Annotated in this window: 17 protein-coding genes; 7 read left to right on the top strand and 10 right to left on the bottom strand. The window is 67.0% G+C overall.

Annotation, left to right across the window (positions count from 1 at the left end):
• Window positions 1-24: 24 nt before the first annotated feature.
• Entirely contained in the window at window positions 25-942 is a 918-nt protein-coding gene (locus QH168_RS01410; protein WP_280232521.1) for a TIGR03620 family F420-dependent LLM class oxidoreductase, read from the bottom strand.
• Between the two features lie 91 nt (window positions 943-1033).
• On the opposite strand from QH168_RS01410, the gene QH168_RS01405 reads away from it, so the two are divergent.
• A complete protein-coding gene (locus QH168_RS01405) occupies window positions 1034-1576 on the top strand; it encodes a TetR/AcrR family transcriptional regulator (RefSeq protein WP_280232520.1) in 543 nt (180 codons plus the stop codon).
• A 90-nt stretch (window positions 1577-1666) separates the two neighbouring features.
• Here QH168_RS01405 and QH168_RS01400 read toward each other — a convergent pair whose 3' ends face one another.
• Genes QH168_RS01400 through QH168_RS01390 form a run of 3 tightly spaced genes read right to left on the bottom strand, consistent with a single transcriptional unit; the run spans window position 1667 to window position 4525 of the window.
• Complete coding sequence (locus QH168_RS01400) at window positions 1667-3088, bottom strand: NAD(P)(+) transhydrogenase (Re/Si-specific) subunit beta (protein ID WP_280232519.1); 1422 nt, start codon at window positions 3086-3088, stop codon at window positions 1667-1669.
• Between the two features lie 4 nt (window positions 3089-3092).
• Window positions 3093-3407, bottom strand: a complete 315-nt coding sequence (locus QH168_RS01395) for an NAD(P) transhydrogenase subunit alpha (protein ID WP_163825992.1) — start codon at window positions 3405-3407, stop codon at window positions 3093-3095.
• Window positions 3407-4525: a Re/Si-specific NAD(P)(+) transhydrogenase subunit alpha gene (locus QH168_RS01390; protein WP_280232518.1), complete on the bottom strand. Its 1119-nt coding sequence runs from the start codon at window positions 4523-4525 to the stop codon at window positions 3407-3409. Before QH168_RS01390 ends, QH168_RS01395 begins: the two co-directional genes overlap by 1 nt.
• A 358-nt stretch (window positions 4526-4883) precedes the next feature.
• On the opposite strand from QH168_RS01390, the gene QH168_RS01385 reads away from it, so the two are divergent.
• Genes QH168_RS01385 through QH168_RS01375 form a run of 3 tightly spaced genes read left to right on the top strand, consistent with a single transcriptional unit; the run spans window position 4884 to window position 6851 of the window.
• Window positions 4884-5375 (top strand): HIT family protein, encoded by a 492-nt coding sequence (locus QH168_RS01385; protein ID WP_280232517.1) that lies wholly within the window; start codon window positions 4884-4886, stop codon window positions 5373-5375.
• Window positions 5372-6208 carry a maleylpyruvate isomerase family mycothiol-dependent enzyme gene (locus QH168_RS01380; protein WP_280232516.1) on the top strand — a complete coding sequence of 279 codons (837 nt, stop codon included), beginning with the start codon at window positions 5372-5374 and terminating at the stop codon, window positions 6206-6208. The genes QH168_RS01385 and QH168_RS01380 overlap by 4 nt, the downstream gene beginning before the upstream one ends.
• 4 nt (window positions 6209-6212) lie before the next feature.
• Window positions 6213-6851 carry a Type 1 glutamine amidotransferase-like domain-containing protein gene (locus tag QH168_RS01375; RefSeq protein ID WP_280232515.1) on the top strand — a complete coding sequence of 213 codons (639 nt, stop codon included), beginning with the start codon at window positions 6213-6215 and terminating at the stop codon, window positions 6849-6851.
• On the opposite strand, the gene QH168_RS01370 is transcribed toward QH168_RS01375, so the two are convergent.
• Complete coding sequence (locus QH168_RS01370; protein ID WP_280232514.1) at window positions 6842-7333, bottom strand: GtrA family protein; 492 nt, start codon at window positions 7331-7333, stop codon at window positions 6842-6844. The genes QH168_RS01375 and QH168_RS01370 overlap by 10 nt on opposite strands.
• Before the next feature lie 58 nt (window positions 7334-7391).
• Window positions 7392-7718 carry a hypothetical protein gene (locus tag QH168_RS01365; RefSeq protein ID WP_280232513.1) on the bottom strand — a complete coding sequence of 109 codons (327 nt, stop codon included), beginning with the start codon at window positions 7716-7718 and terminating at the stop codon, window positions 7392-7394.
• A 128-nt stretch (window positions 7719-7846) separates the two neighbouring features.
• On the opposite strand from QH168_RS01365, the gene QH168_RS01360 reads away from it, so the two are divergent.
• Window positions 7847-9205 carry an FAD-binding oxidoreductase gene (locus QH168_RS01360; RefSeq protein ID WP_432421010.1) on the top strand — a complete coding sequence of 453 codons (1359 nt, stop codon included), beginning with the start codon at window positions 7847-7849 and terminating at the stop codon, window positions 9203-9205.
• The gene (locus QH168_RS01355; protein ID WP_348537564.1) at window positions 9205-9543 is read left to right on the top strand and encodes a GNAT family N-acetyltransferase; all 339 of its coding nucleotides are present in this window, start codon (window positions 9205-9207) and stop codon (window positions 9541-9543) included. The genes QH168_RS01360 and QH168_RS01355 overlap by 1 nt, the downstream gene beginning before the upstream one ends.
• 34 nt (window positions 9544-9577) lie before the next feature.
• On the opposite strand, the gene QH168_RS01350 is transcribed toward QH168_RS01355, so the two are convergent.
• The gene (locus tag QH168_RS01350) at window positions 9578-10768 is read right to left on the bottom strand and encodes a serine hydrolase domain-containing protein (RefSeq protein ID WP_280232511.1); all 1191 of its coding nucleotides are present in this window, start codon (window positions 10766-10768) and stop codon (window positions 9578-9580) included.
• Window positions 10769-11101: 333 nt separating this feature from the next.
• Here QH168_RS01350 and QH168_RS01345 point away from each other — a divergent pair, with 333 nt between their 5' ends.
• Window positions 11102-11473 carry an SRPBCC family protein gene (locus tag QH168_RS01345; protein ID WP_280232510.1) on the top strand — a complete coding sequence of 124 codons (372 nt, stop codon included), beginning with the start codon at window positions 11102-11104 and terminating at the stop codon, window positions 11471-11473.
• A gap of 107 nt (window positions 11474-11580) precedes the next feature.
• On the opposite strand, the gene QH168_RS01340 is transcribed toward QH168_RS01345, so the two are convergent.
• The 3 genes from QH168_RS01340 to QH168_RS01330 form a co-directional block, all read right to left on the bottom strand.
• Window positions 11581-12372, bottom strand: coding sequence for a protein phosphatase 2C domain-containing protein (locus QH168_RS01340; protein WP_280232509.1), 792 nt, complete (start codon window positions 12370-12372; stop codon window positions 11581-11583).
• Between the two features lie 4 nt (window positions 12373-12376).
• Window positions 12377-13207, bottom strand: coding sequence for a sigma factor-like helix-turn-helix DNA-binding protein (locus tag QH168_RS01335; RefSeq protein ID WP_280232508.1), 831 nt, complete (start codon window positions 13205-13207; stop codon window positions 12377-12379).
• Between the two features lie 1149 nt (window positions 13208-14356).
• Window positions 14357-15517 (bottom strand): acyl-CoA dehydrogenase family protein, encoded by a 1161-nt coding sequence (locus QH168_RS01330; RefSeq protein WP_280232507.1) that lies wholly within the window; start codon window positions 15515-15517, stop codon window positions 14357-14359.
• Window positions 15518-15674 lie beyond the last annotated feature (157 nt).

The following is a 15674-nucleotide window of genomic DNA, read 5'->3' as shown; positions in this document are numbered from 1 at the left end:
ATTATCGGCGCGGTGATGAATTTCTCAGGCGGCTCCGACGGGGATGAGCCCGGCGAGTTCGCGCCACTGGGGCAACGGCAGCATGCCCGGCTCGGCCGTCAGGACCTGGAGGCACACATGGTCGGCGCCCGCGTCCAGGTGGGCGCGGATACGGCGATCGATGGCGTCGAGGTCGCCGTAGGCCACGATCGCGTCCACCAGGCGGTCGCTGGGCCCGCCGACGATATCGGCATCGCCGTAGCCGAACCTCCGGATGTTCGCCTGCTGGTGCGGCGCCGTTGTGACATATCCGGCGACATGCGCACGGGCGACCTCCCTGGCACGACTGCGATCGGTATCCAACACCACAGCCTGCTCGACCGCGAGCGTCGAGTCGGGGCCGATCGTGCGGCGCGCCAGCTCGGTGTGTTCGACGGGAACGAAGTACGGGTGCGCGCCCCACGTTCGTTCGGCGGCCAGTTCCAGCATCTTCGGGCCGAGCGCAGCAAGCATCCGACGCGGCGCCGGGTCGGGAACCGGACCATGTTTCGGTACGGCGTCCATGGCGTTCAGGTACTCACGCACGGCGGTCAACGGCTTGGCGCCGATCGGTGGCATCGGATACCCGTCCAGCACTCCGGTCTGCCCGCCGACGCGCTGGCCGCCGAGGCCGAGCACGAAACGGCCGGGAAACGCCTCGCCGAGGGTGCGTTCGGCGGTCGCCATAGCGATCGGATCCCGGAACGCGATATTGGCGATCCCACTGGCGACCACCATGCGCTCGGTCGCCGAGAGCAGCAGCCACGCCTGCCCCACCGCGTCACGGCCCATCGCCTCACCGAACCACACCGCGCCGTAACCGATGTCCTCGAGTTCGGCCGCCGCCTCGCGCACCCGCCCCGCGGACTGATTCTCGAAGGCGAAAGTCCAGATACCGAGGGGACCCAACTGTCGATCTGTCATCTCACAACTCCCGCCATCCTTTTACCGGAGAGGCTCTCCGTTTATCGGGGAGTACATTACGGAGAACTTCTCCGGATAACAAGGGACAGGCATGAGAGCCGATGCGCAGCGAAACTACGAACGGATTCTTGCCGCCGCGGCCGATGCGTTCGCCGCGGACGGACCCGAGGCCTCGCTCAACGACATCGCCCGGCGCGCAGGCGTCGGCCCAGGCACGCTCTACCGGCATTTTCCGAATCGCCAGGCGCTACAGGCCGCCATCGTGGGCGACCGGGTCGACGCATTGTGCGCCCGCGCGGACGAACTGGCCACCACCGACCCGGATTCGGCGCTGCGCCAGTGGTTGCACGCGTTCCTCGTCCACGCCCGCACCGACCACGGTCTCGGCGGCGCCACGCTCGCCGGCGACGACCTCGGGTTCGATTGCCACGCCAGAATTCACGGCGCGGCCGCGAATATGCTCGCCCTGGCCCAGCGCGAGGGTGGGGCGCGCGCGGATGTCACACCGAGCCAGGTGATTCAGCTCGTCGTCGGTATTGCCTTGGCCCCGGCGCGATCCGATGCCGCCCTCGACGAACCGCACCGACTGCTCGAGATCGTCATCGACGGGCTGTACACGAGTCCGTCGACATAGCATGGCCGACCCGTCGGCGAGGGGTCCCGCAACACGTCGGCCCCCGTGCGATTCCGCACGGGGGCCGACGTGTTGGTGAAGCGGGCAGTCCTACAGCGCTTTCAGTTCCTCGGTGACCTCACCGACGGACTTCTTGGCGTCGCCGAACAACATGGAGGTGTGATCGGCGTAGAACAGCGGGTTGTCGATACCGGCGAAGCCGGAGTTCATCGAGCGTTTGAGCACGATGACCGATTTCGCGTGGTCGACGTTGAGGACGGGCATGCCGTAGATGGGGCTGTTGGCGTCCTCGCGGGCCGACGGGTTGGTGACATCGTTGGCGCCGATGATGAGGGCGACATCGGTGCGGGAGAACTCGCCGTTGATATCGTCCATTTCCTTCATGGCGTCGTAGGACACCTCGGCCTCGGCCAGCAGCACGTTCATATGGCCGGGCATCCGACCGGCGACCGGATGGATGGCGTATTTGACCTCGACACCCTTGGCCTCGAGCAGAGCCGCCATCTCCTTGACCGCGTGCTGGGCCTGGGCCACGGCCATACCGTAGCCGGGCACCACGATGACCTGGTTGGCGTAGGCCATCTGGATCGCGGCGTCGGCGGCGGAGGTGGCCTTGGCCTGCTTGGCCTCACCGCTACCGGAGGCGGCCGCGGCGCCACCGCCACCACCGAACCCACCGGCCACGATCGCCGGGATGGACCGGTTCATCGCCTTGGCCATCAGGTTGGTGAGGATGGTGCCGGACGCGCCGACGATCATGCCCGCCACGATCATGGCGGTGTTGTTCAACGCCAGACCCGCCGCCGCGGCGGACAGACCGGTGAGGGCGTTGAGCAGCGAGATCACCACGGGCATATCGGCGCCACCGATGGGCAGCACGACCATCAGGCCGAGGATGCCCGCGAGCACAAGCACCGCGACCATCCACCACTGCGAGGCGCCACCGTCGGCGGCCTTCACGCCGATGAATACGGCGGCCGCGATCGCACCGACCAGCAACAGCAGGTTCAACGGCTGCTGGAGCTTGCCCAACCCGATCGGACGACCGGGCAGGATCTCCTGCAACTTGCCGAAGGCGATCAGCGAACCCCAGAACGAGATCGAACCGATGACGGCCGCGAACAGCGAACCGATCACGATGTGCACGGTCGGTTCCTCGCCGTGCTGGAAGTTCGAGAACCCGGTGGTGTCCAGGAATTCCGCCCAGGCGATCAGCGCGACGGTGCCGCCACCGACACCGTTGAATGCCGCGACCAGCTGGGGCATTTCGGTCATCTTGGTGAACTTGGCCGGCGGCACACCCAGCACGACACCGACCACGAGGCCGGCGATGATGAGGATCCAGTTACCGGTGTCGCGCACGGCGATCAGAGTCGCGACGACCGCGATACCCATACCGGCGGCGGCGATCCAGTTGCCGCGCACCGCGGTCTTCGGGCCGGTCAGGCCCATCAGACCGTAGATGAACAGCGAGAACGCGACGATGTAGAGAATATTGACCAGGTTGTCCATCGGTTTACTCGCTCGCCTTCTGCGCAGCCGGCTTCTTGCCCTTGAACATGCCGAGCATGCGGTCGGTCACCACGAAACCACCGATGACGTTCAGGGTTCCGAATACGACGGCGACGAACAGGATGATCTGCATCCCCACCGACGGGTCCTCGACCTTGCCGAGGGTCACCAGCGCGCCGAGCACGACGATGCCGTGGATGGCGTTGGTACCCGACATCAGCGGAGTGTGCAGGGTATTGGGCACCTTGGAGATGACCGCGAAGCCGACGAAGCCCGACAGCACCAGGATCGCGATATTGGCAAGCAGTTCGGTGTACATCAGTTCTCCACCTCACGCGTCACGCAGGAATCGGCGAGCACCTGATCGTCGAAATCAGGGGCGAGCTTGCCGTCGACCAGCATCAGTTCCAGCAGCGCCGCAATGTTCTTCGAGTACAGCTCGCTGGCATGCTCGGGCATCGTCGCGGGCAGGTTCAGCGGCGAGCAGATCGTCACGCCGTGCTTGACGACGGTCGCACCGGGCTCGGTCAGCTCGCAGTTGCCACCGGTCTCACCGGCCAGATCGACGATCACGCTGCCGGGCTTCATCCCCTCCACCGCGGCGGCGGTCACCAGACGCGGCGCCGGACGTCCTGGCACCAGCGCGGTGGTGATCACGACATCGAAGCCCTTGATCGCGTCTTCGAGGGCCTGTTGCTGCTGCGCCTTCTCCTCCTCGGTGAGTTCACGGGCGTACCCACCCTCACCGGCGGCGTCGATCCCCAGATCCAGCCACTGCGAACCCACCGAACGCACCTGATCGGCCACCTCGGGACGCACGTCGTAACCGGTGGTGCGCCCGCCGAGCCGCTTGGCCGTGGCCAACGCCTGCAAACCGGCCACACCCACACCGAGCACCAGCACGGTCGCGGGCTTCACGGTGCCCGCCGCGGTGGTGAGCATCGGGAAGAACCGGGTCGACTCCGAGGCCGCGAGCAACACGGCCTTGTAGCCGGCCACATTCGCCTGTGAGGACAGCGCGTCCATCACCTGCGCACGCGAGATCCGCGGGATCGCCTCCACCGCGAAGGCCTGCACCCCTGCCGATTTCAGCGCGCCGATCTGGTTGTCGGCATTGCGCGGCGCCAGGAACCCGATCAAGGTCTGCCCCGAGGTCAGCTTCGCCACCTCGGCATCGCTCGGCGGGGCGACCTTCACCACGACCTCGGCCGACCACGGATCACCGATGGTCGCGCCGGCCTCCACATAGGCCTCGTCGGGGATGAGCGCGCCGAGCCCGGCACCGGACTCCACGACCACCTGCACGCCCTGTTTCGCCAGAGCCGGAATGATCTTGGGCACCAATGCGACACGTCGCTCGCCCGCACCGGTTTCGCGAACGACTCCGACACGCGCGCCGCGCGGGGACTCCTCGCCCACGTTGTGCGTTGTCTCCACCTGTCAGACTTCCTTCTCGTGCTGGCTTAGCTCCACGGAACGATTCAGCGCCGATCATCGACGGCCGAACTAGGTTACTGAAGAGTAAGTTCCACCAAATCCTCGCAACTGTACCCGGCCCGCGGTGAGCTTAGCTGAGAGTCCCGTCACACACGGACCGCCGGGTTTGGTTGCCCTAACAGATTGAGATAGTCACCAAGCGGGGCGAATGACACAAGAGCGTCCCTCCAGGTGGGTTACCAACCTTTGGGTAGGTTGCCCGGTCCAGCACTCGCCGAGGCGCTGCGTGGTGATACGCATCACGCCACTGACCGGACGCGGGGTGTTCCAGGCCACTCGTGCGCCGTATGGTCACCGTGTGAGCGACTGCGTCTTCTGCCGCATCGTGGCGGGTGAAGCCCCGGCGACCAAGGTGTACGAGGACGACACCCTGTGCGCCTTCCTCGACATTCGTCCGATCGCCCGCGGCCATACCCTGATCGTGCCCAAACGACATGCCACCGAACTCGAGGATCTCGACCCCGACACCGGTGCCGAACTGTTCCGCGTCGGACATCGGCTGGCGCTGGCGATCCGGCGCGGCGGGCTGGCCGCCGACGGCGCCAACCTCATCCTCAACGACGGCACCGCGGCCTTCCAGACCGTGCCGCACGTCCATCTGCACGTGGTGCCACGCAGCCACGGCGACAAGCTGCGCATCGCGGCGGGGTTCCTGCTGCGCCGCCCGCACGAACCCGAATCCACCGCCGCCGCGATCCGCACCGGGATCGCCGCACTCGACACCACTTCCACCGCAACCGAACTCGATACCGAACCGCCCTGCTCGGGGGAAGGGACCACATCACGATGACCGACACGCCGAATCAGGCCGAGCTCACCGCACTGCTGCCGCAGCAGTGGGCGGCCATCGCCGCACTCGTCGACGGACTGGACGAGCATGTCTGGCGTACGCCGACGACGCTGCCCGGCTGGACGGTCTTCGATGTGGTGGCCCATGTCATCGGCACCGAGTCCTTCCTGCTCGGGGAGAAGCCGCCCCCGCGTGATCGCTCGCAGCCCGATATCGATGTGCACACCCTGCCGCATGTGCGCAATGAGACCGCGGTGTTCAACGAGATCTGGATCCAGCGGATGCGCCCGCTCACCGGAACCGCGCTGCTGCAACGGTTCCTGGACGTCACCGAGCGCAGGCGCAAGGCGCTGTCGGCGCTGGACGAGGCGCAGTGGCAGGCGCAGACCCCGTCACCGATCGGTCCGGTGAGCTATGGCCGGTTCATGCGGGTGCGGCTGTTCGACTGCTGGATGCACGAACTGGATATCGCCGATGCGCTCGGGGTGCGGGTCGAGGAGGGTGGGGCGCGCGGTGAGCTGGCATTGGCCGAGTTCCTCCAGACCGTGCCGAGAGTGATCGCCAAGGTGGGCAAGGCGCCGGAGGGTTCCCGGCTCACCTTCGAGGTGACCGGTCCGCTGGCCCGCACCCTGCATATCGAGGTCGCGGGCCGGGCCCGCTACGTCGACGCGCTCGACGGGCCGCCACACACGACCATCACCCTGGATTCCGGTCTGCTGGTCCGGCTCGGCGGTGGGCGCGTGACCGCTGATTCGCGGATGGGCGAGATCGGCATCACCGGAGACGACGAACTGGGCAGGCGCTTGGTACGCAACCTCGCCTTCACCATCTAGCTCGGTGCGGCTGTTCCTGGCTTCCTACCGATTCGGCGCGCATTACGACCGGCTCGCCGCGCTGGCCGGTGCGCCGGGCCGGGTCGCGGTGATCGGCAATGCATGCGACGGGTGGCCCGCGGCGCGGGCGGCGGCCATCACCAGCGATCTGGTGCCGTTGCGCCGGTTGGGGTATCGGGCCGAGGAGGTCGATCTGCGGGAGTATGTCGGGCGGTCCGGGCAGTTGGCGAAGCATCTGGCCGAGTTCTCGTTGCTCTGGGTGCGCGGAGGCAACACTTTCGTCCTGCGTGCCCAATTCGCCCGCAGCGGCGCCGATCTCGTCATCCCGGAACTCCTCGCCGAGGATGCGCTGGTGTACGCCGGTTACAGCGCCGGGGCCTGCGTCCTCGCGCCCGATCTGCACGGTCTGGACAGCGCCGACGATCCCGCCGAGGTCCGGCCCGCCTGCGGCATCGAGCCACGCTGGGACGGACTCGGACTCATCGACCGGCCGATCGTGCCGCACATCGATTCCGCCACCGATCCCGACGGCGATGGCAATCGCCTGTCCGCGGCCTATCGCGCGGCCGGCATCGCGCATTGGGCGCTCACCGACGACGACGTGATCGTGGTCGACGGCGACGAGGTCCGCCACTACGCATGAAGCTGCGGCGCGGCGCGGCGAAAGACGACCCAGCGCATGGCGCTGTACATGTACACCGCCTCGCACGCTCCCGCCGCGAGCCGGGACAGGTGGTAGTCGAGACCGAGCGCGGTGAGACCGGTGCTCACACCGAGGATGAATGCCAGATAGTTGATCACCACGACCACCGCGTACACCACGGCCTGACGGCCGATCGGAGCGTGCGAATGGAAGTTGAAGGTGCGGTTGAGCAGGAAGGCCAGCCCGAACGCGCACACATAGCCGACGGTCACCGACATCCACAGCGGCAGGCCGAAGCCGCTGCGCAGGATGGTGAGCAGCAGCAGATCCACACCGAAGGTGAAGCTGTTGATCACCGCGAAACCGAGCAGGGTCGGCGCGACGATCCGGTCCAGCCCCCACGGCAGCCGGGCGACCACGGCCCGACACGAGCGAGTGAAACGGTCGGCCAGGGTGTCGGTGGCGGAGGCCGGTTCATGCACGGCGGCCAGCGTGCCAGCGGCAGGTGTCGGCCAGGTGATCGCCGGGCAAACGAGCAGGTCAGGCCATGCGAGCCCGGGTGCCCGCCGCGCCGTCGTCCAGTGCCGACCATGCGGTGAGACAGCGGCGACGCGTGACGTCGTCGGCCTCGGTGAGCAGCGCGTCCAACAGTGTCCGCGGATCCTGCCGCCACCGCTCGGTGACCGCGGCGACGGTGTCGACGCCGAACATCCCGGATCGGTCCAGCGCATCCACCCATTCGGTGTGTTCACCCGCGTGTACGCGGCGCAGCGCCGTCGGGTCCACGCCACCGTCGACGAACTCGGCGGAGAACATCGCGGCCACCAGCTCCCGGCAACTCTGCGGTTCGATTCGCTGCAACGCCATCCCTCCGCCCTACCAGTGCACGAACCCCGACGAATGATTCTCTCCCCCCTGGCCGCGAGAGGCCACTCCGGCGCGCGACATCACATTCGGTGGCTTGCGCGCACCGGCCCGGCCCTAGTGTTATCGGCGTGGACCTGCATGATCTGATCGCATCCCTCCCCGACGGCGCGGTGGTCACCGACCCCGATCTGCTCGAGGGCTACCGGCACGACTGGGCCCGCGATCCCGCTGCCGGAACCCCATTGGCGGTGGTCAGGGCCACCGGCACCGCCGACGTGACGGCCACACTGCGGTGGGCGAACGCGCATCGGGTGCCGGTGGTGCCGCGTGGGGCGGGATCGGGGCTGTCCGGCGGGGCGACCGCGGTGGACGGCGGCATCGTGCTGTGCACCGAACGGATGCGCGCGATCACCGTCGATCCGGTGACGCGCACCGCCGTTGTCCAGCCCGGTCTGCTCAATGCCGAGGTCAAACGCGCCGTGGCCGAATACGGGCTCTGGTATCCGCCGGATCCGTCATCGTTCGAGATGTGCTCGATCGGCGGTAACGCCGCGACCAACGCGGGCGGGCTGTGCTGCGTGAAATACGGCGTGACCACCGATTACGTGCTCGGCATGGAAGTCGTGCTCGCCGACGGCACACCGGTGCGGCTCGGTGGGCCGCGGTTGAAGGATTCCGCGGGACTGTCGTTGACCAAACTGTTCGTGGGCAGCGAGGGCACCCTCGGCGTCATCACCGAACTCACGCTGCGGCTGCTGCCCGCACAGCCGCCGCAGAGCACCGTTGTGGCCTCGTTCGGCACGCTCGCCGCGGCCACGGAGGCGATCCTGTCGATCACCGGCGCGCTGCGTCCGGCCATGCTCGAGTTCATGGACACCGTGGCGATCAACGCGGTGGAGGACGAGATGCGGATGGGCCTCGACCGCGCGGCCGCGGCGCTGCTCGTCGCGCGTTCGGACGCGCCCGGCGCGTTCGCCGCCCACGAGGCGCAGGTCATGGTCGCCGCCTGCGAACAGGCGGGCGCCACGGAGGTGTTCCACACCGAAGACGCCGAAGAGGGCGAGGCCTTCACCGCGGCACGGCGGTTCGCGATCCCGGCCGTCGAACGGCTCGGGCCGCTGCTGCTCGAGGACGTCGGCGTACCGCTGCCGCGGCTCGGCGATCTGGTCGAGGGCATCGCGGAGATCGCCGAACGCAACGATGTGCTGGTCTCGGTGATCGCGCACGCGGGCGACGGCAACACCCATCCGCTGATCGTGCACGATCCCACCGATCCGGAGATGACCGAACGCGCCCACCGTGCCTTCGGCGAGATCATGGATCTGGCCATCTCGCTGGGCGGCACCATCACCGGCGAACACGGCGTCGGCCGGCTCAAGAAGGCGTGGCTGCCCGATCAGCTCGGTCCCGATGTGATGGCATTGACCTCACGCATCAAGGACGCGCTCGACCCGAACGGCATTCTCAACCCCGGCGCCATCCTGTGATCGAATCGAGCACAGCCGGAACAACCGCGCCGGAGAAGGAGTTCCACCCCGATATGACCACCAGGCTCGAACACAATGTCGCCGATACTCGTTTCGAGATCTACATCGACGACACCCTCGCCGGTTACGCCGACTACGCCGAACGCGAGGACGCCAAGGTCCGCGACTTCCACCACACCATGACATTCCCGGAGTTCCGTGGCCGCGGTGTGGCCGCCCAGGTGGTCGAGTACGCCCTCGCCGATTCCAAGGACAACGGCTTCTCGGTGGTCCCCACCTGCTGGTATGTCGACCAGTACATCGGCTCGCATCCCGAGTACGCCGAACTCGTCGGCTGAGCCGTCGGCCCGGCCCACCGGACCGGGCGGGGATTCAGCCCGTGTGCGCGATGGTGCGGAACACCTCGAAGGTCTCGGTCTCGTCCTGTGACGTGCCGTAATCGCTGAGCTTCACGATGACGGTGCGACTGGGCGGATCGACGTAGATGTACTGCCCGTACACACCCACCGCCGAGAGATCGGCGCCGTCACCGCCGTCGGGATGCCACCACTGCGCCGCATAGCCCTCATCGGAGATCCGGTGCCGCGAAGGCGTGCTGATGCGCTCGATCCAGGCGGGCGGCACGATCTGGTTGTCGCCGACGCGACCGCCGTCGGCCACCAGCTGCCCGATCCTGGCGAAATCGCGGGCGGTGGCATTGAGGCAGCAGAATGCCTTCTCCTGGCCGCCGCTGCGATCGAGATTCCACAGTGCGTCATGTTCGGCGCCGATGGGTGCCCAGATATCGCGGGCGAGCAGCTCACCCAGCGGCGTACCGGTGACCCGTGCCAGCGCCATGCCGAGCAGTTGGGTGTCGACGCTGCGGTAGTCGCCGGTGCTACCCGGCGGGAAGGTCAGTGTGCGGTGCTGGTCGATGAATTCGGCGAGGTCGGTGGTGAGGTACATGCGGGCGGTGCCGGTGAACGGCGCCCATTTGTTGTAGTTCTCCGAGACATCGACCCCGGAACTCATATCGAGCAGATCACCGATGGTGACCTCGTCGTAGTCACCGCCGGTGACGAGTTCGGGCAGTAGGTCGACCAGCCGGTCGTCCTCGCGCATCTGCCCCGCGTCGATGGTGCGGCCGATCAGCAGCGACACCACCGATTTCGCGACCGACCAGGACGACTGCCGCGTCTCCGCGGTGACGCCGTCGCGGTACCACTCGTGGATCACCGCGCCATCGCGCAGCACCACGAACGAATTCGTCTCGGTCGTATCCAGGAATTCGGCGATCGGGATCTGGGCACCCTTCCACGGCACGGTGTCCGGTAGCTCGACCGTGGCGGTCGGCAGCGGCCGCGGATCCGGTGACGCGGGCACGGTCCGCGAGGCGAACAGCTCACCCTGCGTGGACGGTGGATCGATACTCAGCTGGAACAGGGTCGGCGGCGCCGGAATCGACATGATCGCCGTCGCGGCGAAGGCGCCGCCGATCGCGATCACCACCACCGCCCCGAGTGCGATGGCGCTGCGGATCAGGTGTGTGCGTCTGCGCGACGGTTGCGGCGCAGGCTCGGTCATTCGACGATCTTCACTCTCTGTCGCTGCGGTGCGGCAGATATCCACAGCCGCCGCACTGCGCCCCGGCCGAGGTGCTCGGTGACCGAACGCGAACTCGGCCGCATATGCCGCAACCGCAGAATACCGCGCCGCGGCACCGGCGCAGGCACGGCGAACTAATTAGAGGGTATGCTCTAAATCGTTCTAGAGTAATCACTCCAATTGGAGACGCGCATGGCAGTCCTCAATATCCACAACCGCCGACTCAACGCCCCGTCCAGCCGGGTCGGACCTCTCATCGACTCGCTCGCCGGCGAAGATGATCGACTCTGACCCTCGGACCGGTGGCCCGCCATGCGTTTCGATCGCCCCCTCGCGATCGGTGCGGTCGGCGGTCACGGTCCGGTGCGCTACCACGTCGAGAGCTGGCAACCGGGCCGGTGGGTGCGATTTCGCTTCACCGGACCGCGCGGGTTCGACGGATTCCACGAGTTCACCATCCACGACGAGGACGACGGCACGACCACCCTGCGCCATCTGCTCGCCATGCGGCTGCACAGCACCGCCCGCCTCACCTGGCCGTTGTGCTACCGCTGGATGCACGACGCCCTGCTCGAAGATGCCCTCGACCGCGCCGAACTGAATACCAGCGGACATCTCCCCCGGCCGGCCCGACACAGCGGCTACGTGCGCCTACTTCGCGCACTCGCCTCCCGGTACACGTAGCGGAACCGGACCATCGGCCTGTCGGGACTACGGCCACACGACCATGATCGCCTTTCGTCGTGCCGTCCGGCACGCGTAGGCAGAACCGGGCCATCGGCCGGTCGGGACTACGGGCGCAGGACCGCGATCGCCTTGTCGTCGTGCCGTTTCGCGCGGGGCAGCAGGCGGCCGTCCGGATCGATGTCGGCCTCCCAGTCGTGGCAGCGGACGAGGAGGCGATGGAGCCCGGTTGCCGATCGGGCGGCGATCTCCGGCCAGGGGATATCGAATACCGCCAGCGTTTCGTGCGCGCCGTCGGTCGCCAGCACCACCCACTCGACCGTGGCGCGGGGATAGCTCCTTCGCACCGCGTGGGCGGCCGCCACGGGATCGGCTTCGGCGATCCAGTAGCCGTGGTCGCGATTGCGCCGTGCCCGCTGACCGCGCTGGAGGCCGCGTAGCAGTGCGCGGTGGGTGTCGTCGTATCCGCTGCCCGCGGCCAGGCGGCGCCGGTATTCGGTTCTCTCCGGCAAGGCGAGGGCATCCATTCGGTCGTCGCTGAACAACTCACAGCTGCCGTGGCCGGAACCGACGACGACGGTGATATCGCCCAGCACCAGCACCTCGACCGTTTCCGGCCAGACCTGCACGACAGCGATCGCACTCGACGGCGCGGCCCCGCGCGACAGACCGAGACGTTCGGCGGTGATGCGGATCGCCTCTGCCAGCGCCGCCGGGACAGCGGCACCGGCATCGAGGCAGTGGGCGAGAGCGCTGCCGAGGGCATCCACATACCGGGCGGCGGGCGGTACGGCGCGATCATAGGAACTCGCACCGTCCAGCACGATCACCCCGGAGTCGAAACGCAGCACACGGTCCGCATCGGACCGCTCCGGTAGCTCGGCGCCGCGGATCTCCACGAGATCATTCCGGGGTCGAGAAGGGACCGGCAAGCGTCCGGCTGTCGGTGATCGACATCTCGGCGTCGAAATCGCATTCGATGACGGCACTGGTGAATTGCGCGGCCGGATCGTACATCGAGGACAGGTTGCTGCTCAGCCAGTGCGCGACACCGAGCGAACCGACGCTGGTAACGCCAGCGATCTGGACGACCACCCGTCCGTTCTCACCGCGGCGGCCGAGATAGGCGATATCGGTCCGGTGCGCGGAATCGGCGCGGTGCGGCGATTCGTACCGCTTACCCGTTGCCTTCTCGACAATGCACCAGGTGCCGTCGATCTGCTCGAATTCCAAGGCGTCGTCGGCGTCCAGGAGCGACCGGGCCACCGGGGCGGATTTGGGACCGCAGATCACCACGGCGTCACCTTCCGGGATCTCCTCCGCATCGGGCTCGATCGCGAATCGAGAAGTGGCCAGTGACAGCTCGGCCAAGATGCCCTCGACCCGCTCCCTTGCCTCCTCGTCGCTCGCATCGAAGAACGAACGGTCGCGACCGTCCTCGACCCCGGATCGACGGGGAATGCCGACCGCCACCGGCCCCACCCCGAAGAACGCACGCTCGGCGGGCGGCGCACTCGACCTGATCTGGCTGATCCGACCCTTCGTGATGCCGAAGAGTTCGGCGATTTCGGTGTAGCTCAGTCCTTTCCGATACGCCTCTTCGATCGCCTCTTTACGAATTCGCGCCAATTCGACGGCGCGCTGTTGATAACGCGTGATGAGTTCGGTTGCGCGTCGCCCGCGCCGCACCGGGTCCGGTTCGGAACGGACCTGCTCGAACTCGTCGCTACCCACCTCGCCGAGTTTAGAGGGCCTTGACCCCCGTCGATCGACGACGTATCGTTCTAGTTTATACCCTCTAAACATCTGCACATCTCGATCACCGCAGAGTTTAGCGGGATAAACATGCGCAAAACCGCTGGAAACAGCGGGAATTCCAGCCATCCGATCACATGAGGTCACCGATGAATACGGAGCGCTCTCCCCTGCCCACTCGCATTCCCGCCGATCGCGCGATGGCAGCGACCTTGCGCCTGTGGCGTGCAAGCGAATGTACGGACCCGTCGGTCCTCCGGCGTGTCGCCATCGGGCTACAGGCACTACCCGCGACGTGTCACGCGGATATGACGACCAACGGTCCGACACCCGACTCGGCACGTATCGGCGCTCGTACCGGACTCGGACACGATCCACACCCGAACACTCCCACCGGGCAGCGCGACCGGTGAGACATGACCTCGCACACCTCGAGGCAGCCGAACCTCCGTGCGACTGCCGATCCGAACCATGGATTCACGTCGGGATGCTGCGCGCGATAGCGACATCCGGGCGGTATCGATGCCCCGAAGCCGCACACTGCCTGCGCGGCATCACCCTCATCGAAGGCCGGGTGGAGGCGCACTGGCGAAATGTGCCGGGCGAATGCCCTTGGAAGGGAATGAAAGTCACCGAATTCCGTAGGTGCCCCTGTGGACGCGGTCCCTGGATCACGCTGCGCCAGCTACGCATCTACCTTCGCGGAAACGTCACCGGACCGGTGGTGAGCGTCGGCTGTCCTGGCAGGTGCACCGGCTGCCATGTTCGGATACTCGACGAGCGCATCGCCGTTCATACACTGGACGGGCACACACGCTGCCCATGGTCGGGCGTGCACATCGCCCCGGTGGGCATCGCGCCACCACTGCTCACTCCGGACCCGGATGCCTCGGAACGGGGGTCGCGCGGCGAATAGCCGCACGGCCAGCGTTATTCATGTCGGCCACTCCGGGACTCGCACTCGCCCACGTGAAATACATACGAAGGCAGGGGCCGGTGTCGCACACCGGCCCCTGCCTCTTCTACACACTTCCGCGGCCCGCAACCATCGACCGGATATTCCGGCCCGCCCTCGCATACGGCCTGCGAGCGGCCTGGCCGATACGGAATAACCGGTCGATTACGGAATCAGCCCTTGAGCAGGGCGCGGCTCATCACCAGGCGCTGGATCTGGTTGGTGCCCTCGTAGATCTGGGTGATCTTGGCGTCGCGCATCATGCGCTCGACCGGGAAGTCGGTGGTGTAGCCGGCGCCGCCGAAGAGCTGGACGGCGTTGGTGGTGACTTCCATGGCGACATCGGAGGCGAAGCACTTGGCGGCGGCGGAGATGAAGCCGAGGTTCTGCTCGCCGCGCTCGGCGCGGGCGGCCGAGGTGTAGACCATCAGCCGGGCCGCTTCGACCTTCATCGCCATATCGGCCAGCATGAACTGGGTGTTCTGGAAATCGGCGATGGCCTTACCGAACTGCTTGCGGTCCTTGGTGTAGGCGATAGCCGCGTCCAGCGCACCCTGGGCCAGGCCGACGGCCTGCGCGCCGATGGTGGGGCGGGTGTGGTCGAGGGTCTGGAGGGCGGTCTTGAAACCGGTACCCGGCGCACCGATGATCCGGTCGCCCGGGATACGGCAGTTCTCGAAGTACAGCTCGGCGGTGGGCGAGCCCTTGATGCCGAGCTTGTGCTCGAGCGGGCCGACGACGAAGCCCTCGTCGTCCTTGTGCACCATGAACGCGGAGATGCCGTTGGCGCCCTTGTCGGCATCGGTCACGGCCATCACGGTGTACCAGGAAGACTTGCCGCCGTTGGTGATCCAACACTTGGAGCCGTTGATGACCCAGTCGTCGCCGTCCTGCTTGGCGCGGGTGCGCATGCTCGCGGCATCGGAGCCCGCCTCCCGCTCGGACAGCGCGTAGGAGGCCATCTCACCGTTGACGATATCGCTGAGGACCTTCTGCTTGAGCCCCTCGGAACCGTTGAGGATCAGGCCCATGGTGCCGAGCTTGTTGACCGCGGGGATCAACGAGGAGGAGCCACAGATGCGGGCGACTTCCTCGATGACGATGCAGGTGGCGACCGAGTCGGCGCCCTGCCCGCCGTAGGCCTCCGGCACATGCACGGCGTTGAAGCCCGCCGCATTGAGCGCGCTCAGCGCCTCTTCCGGGAAGCGGGAATTGCCGTCGACGTCCTTGGCGTAGGGCGCGATCTCCTTCTCGCCGAGACCGCGGATAGCCGCGCGCAGCTCATCGTGGAAGTCCTCGAGCTTGAACAGGTCGAAATCGGGGTTTCCCGCCATCGGGCACGCTCCTGATCGTATGAGAAAAGCTGTGGTCCTATCCGGACACACAGACCGGTCCGGCACTCAGTGCCACTTCGTCGATCAGTATACGCGCCATGCCTGCCGTACCGGCAGAGACCGCTTGGCACTCAGTGTCACCGATCCAGTGTGTCGC

This window comes from Nocardia cyriacigeorgica (assembly GCF_029868385.1).
GTDB classification, from domain to species: domain Bacteria; phylum Actinomycetota; class Actinomycetes; order Mycobacteriales; family Mycobacteriaceae; genus Nocardia; species Nocardia cyriacigeorgica_F.
This window is presented reverse-complemented; position numbering and strand designations above follow the sequence as displayed.